The 12,912-nt window shown below is 67.4% G+C and carries 11 protein-coding genes; all 11 read left to right on the top strand.

Features of this window, described 5'->3' with window-relative positions:
• Nucleotides 1–11 precede the first annotated feature (11 nt).
• The 11 genes from AQ610_RS28625 to AQ610_RS28575 all read left to right on the top strand — a co-directional run bounded on the left by AQ610_RS28625 (nucleotide 12) and on the right by AQ610_RS28575 (nucleotide 12,908).
• Nucleotides 12–1,439 carry a gamma-aminobutyraldehyde dehydrogenase gene (locus tag AQ610_RS28625; protein ID WP_009917540.1) on the top strand — a complete coding sequence of 476 codons (1,428 nt, stop codon included), beginning with the start codon at nucleotides 12–14 and terminating at the stop codon, nucleotides 1,437–1,439.
• A gap of 219 nt (nucleotides 1,440–1,658) precedes the next feature.
• Nucleotides 1,659–3,164 (top strand): amino acid permease, encoded by a 1,506-nt coding sequence (locus AQ610_RS28620; protein WP_009917539.1) that lies wholly within the window; start codon nucleotides 1,659–1,661, stop codon nucleotides 3,162–3,164.
• A gap of 155 nt (nucleotides 3,165–3,319) precedes the next feature.
• Nucleotides 3,320–4,468, top strand: coding sequence for a porin (locus tag AQ610_RS28615; protein WP_009917538.1), 1,149 nt, complete (start codon nucleotides 3,320–3,322; stop codon nucleotides 4,466–4,468).
• A 339-nt stretch (nucleotides 4,469–4,807) separates the two neighbouring features.
• Nucleotides 4,808–5,251, top strand: a complete 444-nt coding sequence (locus tag AQ610_RS28610) for a hypothetical protein (protein WP_006029545.1) — start codon at nucleotides 4,808–4,810, stop codon at nucleotides 5,249–5,251.
• On the top strand, nucleotides 5,248–6,051 hold the full coding sequence (locus AQ610_RS28605) for a transporter substrate-binding domain-containing protein (RefSeq protein WP_006029546.1): 804 nt from the start codon (nucleotides 5,248–5,250) through the stop codon (nucleotides 6,049–6,051). Before AQ610_RS28610 ends, AQ610_RS28605 begins: the two co-directional genes overlap by 4 nt.
• 4 nt (nucleotides 6,052–6,055) lie before the next feature.
• Nucleotides 6,056–6,787: an ABC transporter permease gene (locus AQ610_RS28600; RefSeq protein WP_006029547.1), complete on the top strand. Its 732-nt coding sequence runs from the start codon at nucleotides 6,056–6,058 to the stop codon at nucleotides 6,785–6,787.
• The gene (locus AQ610_RS28595) at nucleotides 6,784–7,551 is read left to right on the top strand and encodes an ABC transporter permease subunit (RefSeq protein ID WP_006029548.1); all 768 of its coding nucleotides are present in this window, start codon (nucleotides 6,784–6,786) and stop codon (nucleotides 7,549–7,551) included. The genes AQ610_RS28600 and AQ610_RS28595 overlap by 4 nt, the downstream gene beginning before the upstream one ends.
• Nucleotides 7,552–7,577: 26 nt before the next feature.
• Nucleotides 7,578–8,960 carry an LLM class flavin-dependent oxidoreductase gene (locus AQ610_RS28590; protein WP_043283337.1) on the top strand — a complete coding sequence of 461 codons (1,383 nt, stop codon included), beginning with the start codon at nucleotides 7,578–7,580 and terminating at the stop codon, nucleotides 8,958–8,960.
• Between the two features lie 105 nt (nucleotides 8,961–9,065).
• Nucleotides 9,066–10,619, top strand: coding sequence for a sugar ABC transporter ATP-binding protein (locus AQ610_RS28585; RefSeq protein ID WP_043283338.1), 1,554 nt, complete (start codon nucleotides 9,066–9,068; stop codon nucleotides 10,617–10,619).
• Nucleotides 10,616–11,671 carry an ABC transporter permease gene (locus AQ610_RS28580; protein WP_006029551.1) on the top strand — a complete coding sequence of 352 codons (1,056 nt, stop codon included), beginning with the start codon at nucleotides 10,616–10,618 and terminating at the stop codon, nucleotides 11,669–11,671. The genes AQ610_RS28585 and AQ610_RS28580 overlap by 4 nt, the downstream gene beginning before the upstream one ends.
• A 166-nt stretch (nucleotides 11,672–11,837) precedes the next feature.
• Nucleotides 11,838–12,908 (top strand): substrate-binding domain-containing protein, encoded by a 1,071-nt coding sequence (locus tag AQ610_RS28575; RefSeq protein ID WP_006029552.1) that lies wholly within the window; start codon nucleotides 11,838–11,840, stop codon nucleotides 12,906–12,908.
• The last annotated feature ends 4 nt before the right edge of the window (nucleotides 12,909–12,912 follow it).

Below are 12,912 nucleotides of genomic sequence, written 5' to 3'. Positions count from 1 at the left end.
TGGAAAAATCGATGCAAACGAACCTGATGATCGGCGGCGAATTCATGCCGGGCCACGGCAGCAAGGAAAACATCTTGAATCCGTCGACGGGCGAAGCGATCGCGCGCGTGGCCGAAGCGTCGCTCGAACAGGTGCAGGCGGCAACGGCCGCCGCGAGCCGCGCGTGGCCCGCGTGGGCGCGCAGCACGCCCAAGGATCGCGCGACGCTGCTGCTCAAGCTCGCCGACGCCATCGAGTCGCGCGCCACCGAATTCGCGCGGCTCGAATCGCTCAATTGCGGCAAGCCGTATCTGGGCGCGCTCAACGACGAAATCCCCGCGGTCGCCGACGTGTTCCGCTTCTTCGCGGGCGCGTGCCGCACGCAGCACGGTCCGCTCGCGGGCGAATATCTGCCGGGCCATACGAGCATGATTCGCCGCGACCCGCTGGGCGTGATCGCGTCGATCGCGCCGTGGAATTACCCGCTGATGATGGCGGCGTGGAAGCTCGCGCCCGCCGTTGCGGCCGGCAATACCGTGGTGCTCAAGCCGTCCGAGCAGACGCCGCTCACCACGCTCAAGCTCGCCGAACTGATCGCCGCCATTTTCCCGGCGGGCGTGATCAACGTGGTGACGGGGCGCGGCGATACCGTAGGCGCGCCGCTCATCACGCAGCCGCAGGTGCGCATGATTTCGATCACCGGCGACGTCTCGACGGGCCAGCGCATTCTCGAAGCCGCCTCGCACACCGTGAAGCGCACGCACCTGGAACTGGGCGGCAAGGCGCCCGTAATCGTGTTCGACGACGCCGACCTCGACGAAGTGGTCGCCGGCCTGCGCACCTTCGGCTACTACAACGCCGGGCAGGACTGTACGGCTGCGTGTCGCGTCTATGCGGAAGACAAGATCTACGATCGCCTGGTCGCGGACCTTTCCAGCGCGGTGAGTTCGATCCGCTACGGCGAGCAGCACATGGAAGGCGTGGAGATGGGGCCGCTGATCTCGGAGCGCCAGCGTGGACGCGTGGCGAGTTTCGTCGAGCGCGCGGCGAGCCAGAAGCACATCGAGATCACGACGGGCGGCAAGCTCGCCGAGGGCCGCGGCTTCTTCTACGAGCCGACCGTGGTGGCGGGCGCACGTCAGGACGACGAGATCGTGCGCCGCGAAGTGTTCGGGCCGGTGGTGTCGGTCACGCGTTTCAACGGCGCGGCGCAGGCCATCGACTGGGCCAACGATTCGGACTTCGGTCTTGCGAGTTCGGTCTGGACCCGCGACGTCAACAAGGCCTTCAAGGTGGCGGCCGAACTGCAATATGGCTGCACGTGGATCAACACGCACTTCACGCTCGTGAGCGAAATGCCGCACGGCGGCATGAAGCGTTCGGGCTACGGCAAGGACATGTCGGTGTTCGCGCTCGAGGAGTACACCTGCGCGCGCCACATCATGGCGAAGTTTCCCTGATGCGAACGGCCCGCTGCGGCGGGCCGCCTTTTATATGAGCCGTTGCATGACTCGTCGAGCGACCCGTTGTGGAACTCGCTGCACGCGCAGTTCGCAACACCCGGCGATACTCCGGCCGTCGCCAGGCCAAGAAGAGCAGGCGCAACGACACGCACGGCAACGCAGGCATATCGGCGCGCGCGCCTGACGCACGCGGGCCGACCCAACCGGGAGATCAGGATGGAACCCACCCCGAAGGCGGATGCGGCGAATCACGACGCCAGCATTCTCGGCAGCATGGGCTATACGCAGGAACTCATGCGGCGCATGAGCGGCTTTTCGAATTTCGCCATCTCGTTCGCGATCATCTGCATTCTCGCGGGCGGCATCACGGCTTTTCCGCAGGGGCTGAGCGCAGGCGGCGGTGCGTCCATCGGCATCGGCTGGCCGGTGGGCGCGCTGTTCGCGCTGGTGGTGGCGCTCTCGATGGCGCAGATCGCGTCCGCCTATCCCACGGCGGGCGGGCTTTATCACTGGAGCTCGATTCTCGGCAACAAGGGCTGGGGCTGGGCCACGGCCTGGTTCAATCTGCTCGGGCTGATCTTCGTGGTCGCCTCGGTGAACTTCGGCGTCTACGATCCGTTCTTCAAGACTTTCATCGCGCCGCTGTTCCATATCGATCCCGACAAGCTCACGTTTGCGCATCAAACCGCGTTCATCGTGATCGTGACGATGTCGCAGGCGCTGCTCAATCACTATCGCGTGCATCTGACCACGCGTCTCACCGACCTCTCGGGTTATCTGATCTTCGCGATCGCCGTGGTGCTCACGCTCGGTCTGCTGGTTTCGGCGCATGGGCCGCTGGACTTCACGCGACTCGTCACGTTCCGCAACTTCACCGGCTTCGAGGGGGGCGCGTGGCCGCATCAGGGCGCGGTGGCCGCGTTCCTCTCGGGCTTGCTGCTGACGATCTATACGATCGTGGGTTTCGACGCGTCCGCGCATACCTCGGAGGAAACCCACGATGCGCCGCGCAACGTGCCGCGCGGCATGCTGCGCGCGGTGCTGTGGTCGAGCCTGTTCGGCTACGCGATGGTCTGCACCTTCCTGCTCGTGCTGCCCGACCTCGAAGGCAGCGTGAAGGCGGGCAGCGGTTTCTTTACGATCCTGCTGGGCACCTTGCCGGGCTGGCTGAGCGTGCCGCTCGGCGTGGGCATCTTCCTCGCAAACTACCTGTGCGGACTGGCCTGCCTGACGTCGTGCTCGCGCATGACCTATGCGTTCGCGCGCGACGGCGGCCTGCCCGCATCGGCGTGGCTCAAGAAAGTGAACGCTTACGGCACGCCGGGCGCGGCCATCTGGGTGTGCTCGATTCTCGCCATCGCGGCGACGCTGTACGGCGACGCCTTCGCGGTGCTCTCGACGGGCAGTGCGGTGTTCCTCTACGTCTCCTATGTCATGCCGATCGCGGCGGCCCTGAACGCGGAAGACCGCACGTGGACGCGCAAAGGCCCGTTCGATCTGCGCAAGTGGTCGAAGCCGGTGGCGATGCTGGCCGTGCTGGGCGGCTCCGTGCTGGTGTACGTGGGCTGCCAGCCGCCGAACGAAAAGGTGCTCTACGTGAGCCTCGGTTTGATCGGCGTGATGGCGCTGCTGTGGTTCGTTCTGGGTGTGCGCCACCGCTTTGCCGGTCCGCCCGACGTGCGCGGCGCGAGCACGGCCCCGGAAGCGGTGGCCCCTCTCTGACGATGCGATGCGGCGCGGCGCGCAGGTCTGATCCGCGCCGCGCAGAAAAGCACGCATCGCACTTCGCTTGGAAATAAATAGCCATCCTGATGGATGGAGGCTGGACTTCGTCCAGCGCTTTTGCCGGATTCTCCACAACGACAAGCCACCACTCCATGAAAAAACACGACATCGCAAGCGCGTGCGCCACCCTGGCCATCACACTGATCGCCGCCACGGCGGCCCATGCCCAGAGCAGCGTGACGCTGTACGGCGCCATCGACGAAGGCATCAACTTCACCACCAACGCGGCGGGCCATCATGCCTTCGCGATGGTCAGCGGCGACAGCCAGGAGTCGATGTGGGGCCTCAGGGGCGTCGAGGATCTGGGCGGTGGACTGAGCGCGGTCTTCACGCTCGAGAACGGCTTCAACGCCTCCACGGGTGCGGCGAATCAGGGCGGCCGCCTGTTCGGACGTCAGGCCTTCGTGGGGCTCGCGTCGCAGCAGGCGGGCACGCTCACGCTCGGCCGCCAGTACGACGCCACCGTTGACCTGTGGAGCCCGTTCACGGCGGCGGGCAGCACCATCGGCGATCTGGCCGCGCATCCGTTCGACAACGACAACGCCGACTACGACACGCGCGTGAACAACGCGGTCAAGTATCTGTCGCCGGTCTTCGGCGGCGCGCAGGTCGAAGCGGCCTATGGCTTCAGCAACACGACGGGCTTCGCCGACAACCGCAACTACAGTGCTGGCGTGACGTGGTCGGCCGGTTCGCTGAGCGCGGCGGCGGCCTACATGCGCACGAACAACGGCGGCACGACGGCGGGCGGCGCCGTGGGCAGCGACGCGGTGTTCGCCGCTTCGGTGCAGCAGAACATCGACGCGGGCGTCAAATGGACCTTCTCCAACGGCTCGAACGTGGGCTTCGCATATTCGCACGTCGATGTCTACGATCCGGCCGCGAACGCCTATGTGAGCGACATCGGCGGCAATGGGTGGAAGTCGTGGAAATTCGATAACTTCGAATTGAACGGCCAGTATTTCATCCAGCCCGATCTGTCGCTGGCGGGCGCAGTCGCCTATACGCACGGCTCGTTCAAGGACGCGCAGGGCAGCACCAGTCCGTACTGGCTGCAATGCGCGCTCGCGCTCAGCTACAACCTGAGCAAGCGCACGTCGGTCTATACGCAGGGCGCGTGGCAGCACACCAACGGGAGTACCGGGACGGCGCTGGATGCAGCGCATATCGTGGGTTCCGCGGATCTGTCGTCGAGCGGCAACCAGATGGTCTATCGCGTGGGTCTGCTGCACAAGTTCTGAGGCCGCGCGGGCGCGGGCGCACAGAGGTCGAACTGTACTGCGACCCTTGCTTCGTTCGCCCGCGCCGACGCCCGTCCGCGGCACGAATCGGCGGCCCCTCGATTTCGAGGCAGATTTGCCGGCGTACGTCGATATAGCGGCGACAAGGGTTGGGGAAAGCTGATTTATCTGGCTCGGTGGTCATCTCCGATGCCGCCGAGGACGTTGTGGAAGATAGTTCACGGAACGATCCCACGACGACGATGAAACGGCAAATGAGCTTTGCGGAAGCGGAAAGCGCGGGCAAGAAGCGCGCGCGTTCGTCGCCGAGCTGCATCGGCAGGCCGTCGCATTCGACGGTTGCGCGACAAGCATGAACGCATCGATTACGAACAGGGCCGGCTGAAGCTCGCCGACATGCTCGGCGGCGGCGTCGACCTGCGCGAGCTGCCGCTCGACCAGCCGTTGCCGGAATCGCTGCTGCTGGCGATCGACAGCGTGCATCGCCGGCGCGGACGCGTGGCGATCTTCGTCGGCTACGCACGCCAGCGGCTGACGCTGCGCGAGCTGATCATCCGTGGCTGCCGGCGTTGCAGCACGAAACAGTGGAGGCGTGAGCGGGCGAACGGTCGCACGATGCACCGTGCTCCGCGTTCGACGGTGCGCTGTTCCGCCATATCGCGCGATCAGATATCCATCGAACAAATAACCATTTGGTACATGCTTCGGCGCGCATTACAGTCTCGCCTCCTGCCGGCTGCGACGCCGGTCGTTCCGACGTTATTTCAGAAATTCGCCACATGAATCGTTTGATGCGTTCCAGGGGCCGCCGTGCCGCAGCCGCGCTGTTCGTGCTCGGCCTCGTACCGGCTTCCCATGCGGCCCAGCCGACGTTGCGCGTCGGCATCGACGCCGAGTCGTATCCGCCGTTCTTTTCGAAGGGCGCAGCCGGCAAGTGGAAGGGTTGGGAAATCGACGTGCTCGATGCCGCGTGCGGCAAACTGAACGTGCGGTGCGAACTCACCGACATTGCTTGGGACGGCCTGATTCCGGCGCTGCAGAATCGCAAGATCGACGTGATCTGGTCGTCGATGACGATCACCGGCGAACGGCAGAAGGCGATCGATTTCAGCCGTGCGTATTACGAATCGCCGACGGTGTTCGTCGGCGCGAAAAGCGACCGGCGCCGCGTCGACTGCGCGGTGCCCGCGAGCTTCAAGGGCCGCGTGATCGGCGTCGAGGCCGGCACGAACTTCTCGGCGTTCCTCGATTCCCGCTTCAAGCAGGATGCGCAGATCAAGGCGTTCGACAAGTTCGACAATGCGCTCGCGGATCTGGCGTCCGGCCGCGTCGACTACGTGCAGGAAGGCAAGGGGCTGTTCACGGCGTTCCTCGCGTCGCGCGACGGCAAGGACTTCGAGGTCAAGGCCACGTGCGCGGACAATCCGGTGCTGGGCCTCGGCATCGGCGCGGGCGTCCGTCACGGCGATGCATTGCGCGGCAAGCTGTCGACCGCGATCGCCCAACTGCAGCAGGACGGCACGTGGGATGCAATCACCGCCCGCTATCCGAACCTGAAGGGCACGATCGAGAAAGGCCGCTGACCCGATGGCCGCGGACGATTCGCTGCTCGCGTTGCTCGCATTCGGCGACGGCGGCTATGGCCGCGTGTTTGCGGGCGCGTTCGCACTGACGTTCGGCGTCGCGGCAGCGTCGTTCTGCGCCGGCGTGCTGCTCGGCATCGCCGGCGCGCTCGGCAAGCTGTCGCGGCACGCGCCGCTCGCATGGCTCGCGCGGCTCTACACGACGCTCGTGCGCGCGCTGCCCGAGCTGTTGTGCCTGCTGCTCGCATTCTATGCGGTGGCACCGGCCGTCGAGCATGCGCTTCGCGACAGCGGGATCGTGTCCGACGGCTTCGCATTCGATCCGTTCGTCGTCGCCGCACTGTCGCTCGGGTTCATCCAGGGCGCGTATCTGACCGACATCTTCCGCGCGGCGCTCGTCAACGTGCCGGCCGGCCAGGTCGAAGCCGCGCACGCGTACGGGATGACGCCGTGGCAGACACTGACGCGCATCCGGCTTCCGGCCGCCGCGCGGCTTGCGTTGCCGGGCGTCGGCAACGTGTGGCTGAACGCGACCAAGGACGCGTCGTTCATCAGCGTGCTCGGCTCGTTCACGGATCTGCTGAAGGCGAGCCAGCTCGCAGCCGGCGCGACGCGGCACTACGTATTCTTCTATCTCGTCACGGCCGCGCTGTTCCTGCTGCTGAGCATCGCGTCGACGGGCATCTTCGCGGCGCTCGAGCGGCATGCGAGCCGTGGCACGAGGCGCGCCGCATGATCTTCTCGCTGCCGTTCCTGCTCGATACGGTGATGCCGAAGCTGCTCGCCGCGGTGCCGACGACGCTCGCGCTGACGCTCGTTTCTGGCGCGGCGAGCGTGCTGCTGGGCGTGCCGCTCGCGCTCGCCGCCGGTGCGCGCCATGCGCCGCTGCGCTGGTCCGCGCGCGGTTGGCTCATGCTGATTCGCGGCACGCCGCTGCTCGTTCAGCTCTATCTGCTGTACTACGGATTCGGGCAGATCGTCCCGCGCGAATGGATGCGCGACAGTTGGGCATCGCCGCTGCTGCGCGACGCGTTCTGGTACGCGATCGTCGCGTTGAGCGTGAACGAGAGCGCGTATGTCGCGACGATCCTGCGCGGCGCGATCGCCGGCGTGCCGGCCGAAGAGATCGAAGCCGGGCACGCATACGGGATGACGCGCGTGCAGGTGCTGCGCCGGATCGTCGGCCCGCGCGCGTGGCGGCTCGCGCTGCCCGCGCTCACCGGCGAGGCGATCCTGCTGCTGAAATCGACCGTCCTCGCGTCGACCGTTACCGTGTTCGACGTGATGGGGACGGCCAATACGCTGCGTTTCGAGACGTTGCGCGTGTACGAACCGCTGGCCGGCGCGGCTGTCGTCTATGTCGTGCTGGTCGCGCTGCTGACCATTCCGGCCGCCCGTCTCGAGAAGCGCGTCAATCGCTATCTGACGCGCGCGCCCGACGCTCGCATGCGTGCCCGACGCCGCCGCGCATCGTCGGGCGCGTGGGCGACACCCAACTGATTCCTGCCCTGGTAACGAATTCCACGATGTCCGATCCTCGTCCCTTGCTGTTTTCCCTGTATGAACAAGCCAGCGTCGGCTGCGGCGGCGCGCCGAGCCTGTGGACCCATCCGGCCGACGAACGGCTGCGCGCGAATACGCTCGCGTTCTGGTCGGACCTCGCGCGCACGGCCGAGCAGGCCGATCTCGACATGCTGTTTTTCGCGGACGTGCTCGGCCTGTACGACGTATATGGCGGGTCGGCCGACGCGGCACTGCGATGGGCGGTCGAGTCGCCCGCGAACGATCCGATGATGCTGATTCCGGCGCTCGTCGCGCAGACCGAGCGGCTCGCGTTCGGCGTGACCGCGAGCACGACCTACGAGCATCCGTTCGCGCTCGCGCGCCGCTTCAGCACGCTCGATCATCTGAGCAACGGCCGGATCGGCTGGAACATCGTGACGTCCTACCTGACGAGTGCGGCGCGCAACTTCGGGCTCGACCGGATGATCGGCCACGACGAACGCTACGCGCGCGCGGAGGAGTTTCTCGACGTCGTGTACAAACTGTGGGAAGGGAGCTGGGCGGACGATGCGGTCGTCGCAGACAAGCACGCGCCGCGCTATGCGCGCGGCGACCGCGTGCGGCCGATCGCGCACGAGGGCACGCATTATCGCGTGCAGGGGCCGCACGTCTGTGCGCCGTCGCCGCAGCGCTCGCCCGTGCTGATCCAGGCCGGCTGGTCCGGGCGCGGACGTGAGTTCGCGGCGAAGCACGCGGAGGTGGTGTTCGTCGCGAAGTCGAATCCGCACGAAATTCGTGCGGGGCTCGACGAGCTTCGCCGGCTGGCGACCGAGCGCGGCCGTGCGGCGGACGACGTGAAGTCATTGACCGTGCTGCGGATCGTGACCGCGCGCTCGCCGAGCGACGCGAAGGAGAAATACCACACGCTGCAGCAGCACTATCACCAGCACGCGCAACTCGTCAGCTATGCGGGCGACACCGGCATCGACATCGACCGCTATGCGGACGACGAACCGCTAACGACGCAGACGGAAGGGCTCACGTCGTACGTCGTGCGGCCCGACGGCAGCGGCAAGCCGCTCACTGCCGGCGACGTGCGGCGCAAGTTCGCGAGCGTCACGCGCGGCACCGACCTGATCCTCGTCGGCTCGCCCGACGAAGTCGCCGATCGGATCGCCGAGCATGCACGGCAGTCGACGACGAGCGGCTACATGCTCAACCCGCTGATCAGCCCGGGCACGCTCGACGATTTTGCCGAACTGATCGTGCCGGAACTGAAAAAGCGCGGACTGTACCGGACGACGGCGCCGGCCGGTACCTTCCGCTCGCGGCTGAGCGGCCGCGACCGCCTGCCGGACACCGCGCATGGCGCGTCGTTCCGGCAAGCCGCCTCTGACGGACGCTGATGCGCCGGTCGATACGGAACGATTATCGGGGGAGTTGCGTGACATGAACCATGACGCGCTGTTCCGGTTGCTACCGCGCCGTGCCCGCCAGCAGGAGCTTCCGGCATGAATATGACGGCAAATGAGACCGCCGGTGCGACGCGTGAAGATCGATCGCATCGATCGGCGTCGCCGCCCGTCCTGAGCGCCGCCGGCATCGCGAAGCGCTTCGACGCGACCGTCGCGCTGTCGGCGCTGAACCTGTCGATCGACGCGGGCGAAGTCGTCGCGTTGATGGGCGCGAACGGCGCCGGCAAGTCGACGTTCGTCAAGATCCTGAGCGGCGTGCTGCGGCCGGACGGAGGTACGCTGATGCTGCGCGGCGAACCGTATCGACCGGCGTCGCCGCACGCGGCCAAGCGGCTCGGCGTCGCGACCGTGCACCAGTCGGTCGCCGACGCCGTCGTGCCGACGCTGTCGATCGCCGACAACCTGTTGCTCGACCGGCTGTGCGATCGGGCGTCGCCGTGGCGCGCGACGCCTGCCGCGCGGCGGGCCGCGGCGCGGCCGCTCGCTGAGCGGGTCGGGCTCGACGTCGACCTGGCCGCGCCGCTGGCGTCGCTGTCGCTGGCGGACCAGCAGCGCGTGACGCTGGCGCGTGCGCTTGGCGGGCAGCCGTCGCTGCTGATACTCGACGAGCCGACCGCCAGCTTGTCCGCGCCGGAGGCGGAACGGCTCTTCGTGCTGCTGGACGCGTTGCGCGGCGATGGCGTGGCAATCCTGCTGGTGTCGCATCGGCTCGGCGATTTGCGCCGCATCGCCGATCGCGTGGCGATCGTCCGCGACGGCCGGATCGTCGCGGATCTGCCCGCGCCCGTCGATTTCGATGCGGCGGTGGAGACGATGATCGGGCGGCCGTTGCCGAAAACGCGCGAGCCGGTGCCGGCTCGCACCGCGTCGCGCGAGTCGGACGCCGCGTTCAGCATGCGGCGTATCCGGCTGACGCCGGCCAGTGCGCCGTTCGACCTCGATGTCCGGCGCGGCGAGATCGTCGCGATCGCGGGCCCGGTCGGCGGCGGCAAGTCGCGCCTCGCGAATACGATCTTCGGCGCCGCGCGCGCGGCGGCCGGCGACATGACGCTCGACGGGCGGCCGTGGCGCCCGCGTTCGCCGGCCGACGCGATTCGCGCCGGCGTCTTTCTGGCCGGCGAGGACCGCTGGCGCACGTCGCTGTTTCCCGACAGTGTGCCGTTCGCTTCGATCGCGGGCACGATCGGCTTTCCGTTCCTGTCGCGCTGGTTCGCGCGCGGCCCGGTGGGCAGGGCGCGCGAACGCGCGGCCGCCGCGGCGGCGATCGAGCGGTTCGGCATCCGCTGCACGGGTCCGGACGATCGCGTGGTCCGCCTGTCCGGCGGCAATCAGCAGAAGGTCGTGCTCGCACGCTGGCATGCCGAACCCGCGCGGCTGTTGCTGCTCGACGAGCCGTTTCAGGGCATCGATGCCGGCGCGCGGGCCGATATCGTCGATACGCTGCGGCGTCATGCACATGCGCGCGCGACGATCGTGTTCGTCAGCGATCTCGAAGAAGCGGCCGAGATCGCGGATCGTATCGTGCGGTTCGATCGCGCGACGATCGATGACTTGCCGCCAACGTCCTCCGCCTTGCGTGCCTGCTCATGAAAATCGTGACTTCTTCCGTCGACCACCATGCCGCGCCGGTCGAACGGCCGCGTGCCGCAGCAGCCCGCATTCGCGATGCCCTCGAGCGCACGGGCATCCTGCTGGTGCTGATCTTCCTGGTGATCGGATTTGCGCTCAGGGAACCGGCGTTCCTGAACGTCGACAATCTGTTCAGCATCCTGCAGTCGGTGTCGATCGTCGCGTTGCTCGGCATCGGCGTGACGATCACGCTCGCGGCCGGCGGTTTCGACCTGTCGGTCGGCAGCGTGGCCGCGACCGCACAGATGGCCGCCAGCTATGTGCTGGTCGTGTGGCACGGCAGCACGCTGGCGGCGGTGATCGCCTGCGTGACGCTTGGCGTGGCCGCCGGGTTGTTCAACGGCGTGCTGATTACGCGCCTGCGCGTGCCGGACCAGCTCGCGACGCTCGGCACGCTGTTCCTGATGGCCGGCCTGCAATTGATTCCGACCGGCGGCCGTTCACTCGCGACCGGCTCGGTGCTGCCCGACGGCACGGATGCGACCGGCGTGTTCCCCGACGCTTTTCTTGCGCTTGGCCGGCTGCGCGTGTTCGACGTGGTGCCGTTGCCGGTGCTGCTGCTCGCAGCGGTCACGGCAGCGACCTGCGTCGCGATGGAGGCGACCCGGTGGGGCCGCGTGATCTATGCGATCGGCGGCAACGAGACGGCCGCGCGGCTTGCCGGTGCGCCCGCCGCGCGCTACCGGGGCGCCGCGTATGTCGTATCGGGTGCGATCGCGTCGCTCGGCGGCGTATTGATCGCCGCGCGGGTCGGTCGCGGCGACGTGAGCGCCGGCCATTCGCTGCTGCTCGATGCGGTGGCCGCCGCGCTGATCGGTTATGCAGTATGGGGCGCGAAGCGGCCCAACGTGTTCGGTACGGTCGTCGGCGCGGTATTCGTCGGCGTGCTGCTCAACGGGCTGACGATGCTGAACGCGCCGTACTACATGCAGGATTTCATCAAGGGGGCGCTGCTCGTGCTCGCGCTGGCGTTCACGTTCGGCATTGGCCGCCGTACGGATGCGCGCGCGTGATGCGCATGCCGTGATGCGCCGCGTGGGCCGGAGTCTGTCCGCCGGATCGTTATGCGTAACGGTTTGCCATCCGAAGTAATATCCATTTCCGAATCGCTCGGTTTGCGTTCGCGTGCCGCGCTGATAGATTGGCGCCCATATCGTCCCATGTGGAGACAGGCCCGCCATGCGCTCGTTGCTTTGCCGGAAATCGCGCGTCGATCTGAAGATCGGTGCGCTCATGCTGTGTTTCGCGACTGTGCTGGGCGCGCCCGCCGCGCAGGCCGGTCCGCTCAAGGGCGCGCCCGCGCCGTTCGACAAGGGCGGCGTGAAGATCGCGCTGGTCAACTATCTGTCGACCGGCGACTTCTTCCAGGCTTACGAGGCCGGCGCGCAGAAGCAGGCGCGTGCGCTCGGCGTCGATCTGCGCATCTACGAGGGCCGGCAGGATGCGGCCGAGCAGCGCGAGCAGATCCAGCAGGCGATCAGCATCGGCGTGTCCGCGATCATCGTCAATCACGGCCTGCCGGAATCGCTGAAGGACGTCGTGCAGCGTGCGCTGGACAAAGGCATCAAGGTCGTCGCGTTCGACGTCGACCTCGGCAATCCGAAGGTGCCGCAGATCGAGCAGAACGATCGCGACCTGGCCAACCTGCTGCTCGGGCAGGCCGTCAAGGACAACGGCGACGCGTTCTCGGCCGGTTACGTCTACGTGGCCGGTTTTGCGCCGCTCGACCGGCGCGATGCCGCGTGGCGCGACTTCAAGCGCGCGCATCCGAAGGTGCGGGAGAAGGCGCGCTGGGGCACCGTCGACAATCCGATCGCGCAATCGGTCGCGAATCAGGCGGCCGCGGCGTATCGCGCGAATCCGGATATCCGTGTCGTCTTTGCGCCTTACGACGAGTTTGCGCGCGGCGCGAAGCTCGCCGCGGACGAAGCGAGGCTGTCGTCGAAGATCCGCATCTACAGTGCCGACATCTCGACGGCCGACATCGAGGCGATCCGCGCGCCGAACAGCGCGTGGGTCGCGACGGCCGCGACCAATCCCGCGGTCGTCGGCGCCGTGTCGGTGCGCGCGGCGGCACTGCTGGTCGCCGGCCAGGACCCGGGCGCGCGCATCGCGGTCAAGCCGACACTGATCACGCGCGACGATCTCGTGAAAAACGACATTCGCACCGTGGCCGAACTCGGCGCGAAGTTTCCTGCGTTCCGCGCGAGCGACGCGGCGACTGCCGCATGGATTCCGGCGGCCGACTGAGCGC

Source organism: Burkholderia humptydooensis (assembly GCF_001513745.1).
In the GTDB taxonomy this organism is placed as follows: Bacteria; Pseudomonadota; Gammaproteobacteria; order Burkholderiales; family Burkholderiaceae; genus Burkholderia; species Burkholderia humptydooensis.
This window is presented reverse-complemented; position numbering and strand designations above follow the sequence as displayed.

Bases quoted from the DNA above. Each gene is read 5' to 3' on its own strand.
- AQ610_RS28595 (WP_006029548.1), top strand. From the start codon at position 6,784: ATGATCTTCTCGCTGCCGTTCCTGCTCGATACGGTGATGCCGAAGCTG.
- AQ610_RS28575 (WP_006029552.1), top strand. From the start codon at position 11,838: ATGCGCTCGTTGCTTTGCCGGAAATCGCGCGTCGATCTGAAGATCGGT.
- AQ610_RS28590 (WP_043283337.1), top strand. From the start codon at position 7,578: ATGTCCGATCCTCGTCCCTTGCTGTTTTCCCTGTATGAACAAGCCAGC.
- AQ610_RS28605 (WP_006029546.1), top strand. From the start codon at position 5,248: ATGAATCGTTTGATGCGTTCCAGGGGCCGCCGTGCCGCAGCCGCGCTG.
- AQ610_RS28615 (WP_009917538.1), top strand. From the start codon at position 3,320: ATGAAAAAACACGACATCGCAAGCGCGTGCGCCACCCTGGCCATCACA.
- AQ610_RS28625 (WP_009917540.1), top strand. From the start codon at position 12: ATGCAAACGAACCTGATGATCGGCGGCGAATTCATGCCGGGCCACGGC.
- AQ610_RS28600 (WP_006029547.1), top strand. From the start codon at position 6,056: ATGGCCGCGGACGATTCGCTGCTCGCGTTGCTCGCATTCGGCGACGGC.
- AQ610_RS28585 (WP_043283338.1), top strand. From the start codon at position 9,066: ATGAATATGACGGCAAATGAGACCGCCGGTGCGACGCGTGAAGATCGA.
- AQ610_RS28620 (WP_009917539.1), top strand. From the start codon at position 1,659: ATGGAACCCACCCCGAAGGCGGATGCGGCGAATCACGACGCCAGCATT.
- AQ610_RS28580 (WP_006029551.1), top strand. From the start codon at position 10,616: ATGAAAATCGTGACTTCTTCCGTCGACCACCATGCCGCGCCGGTCGAA.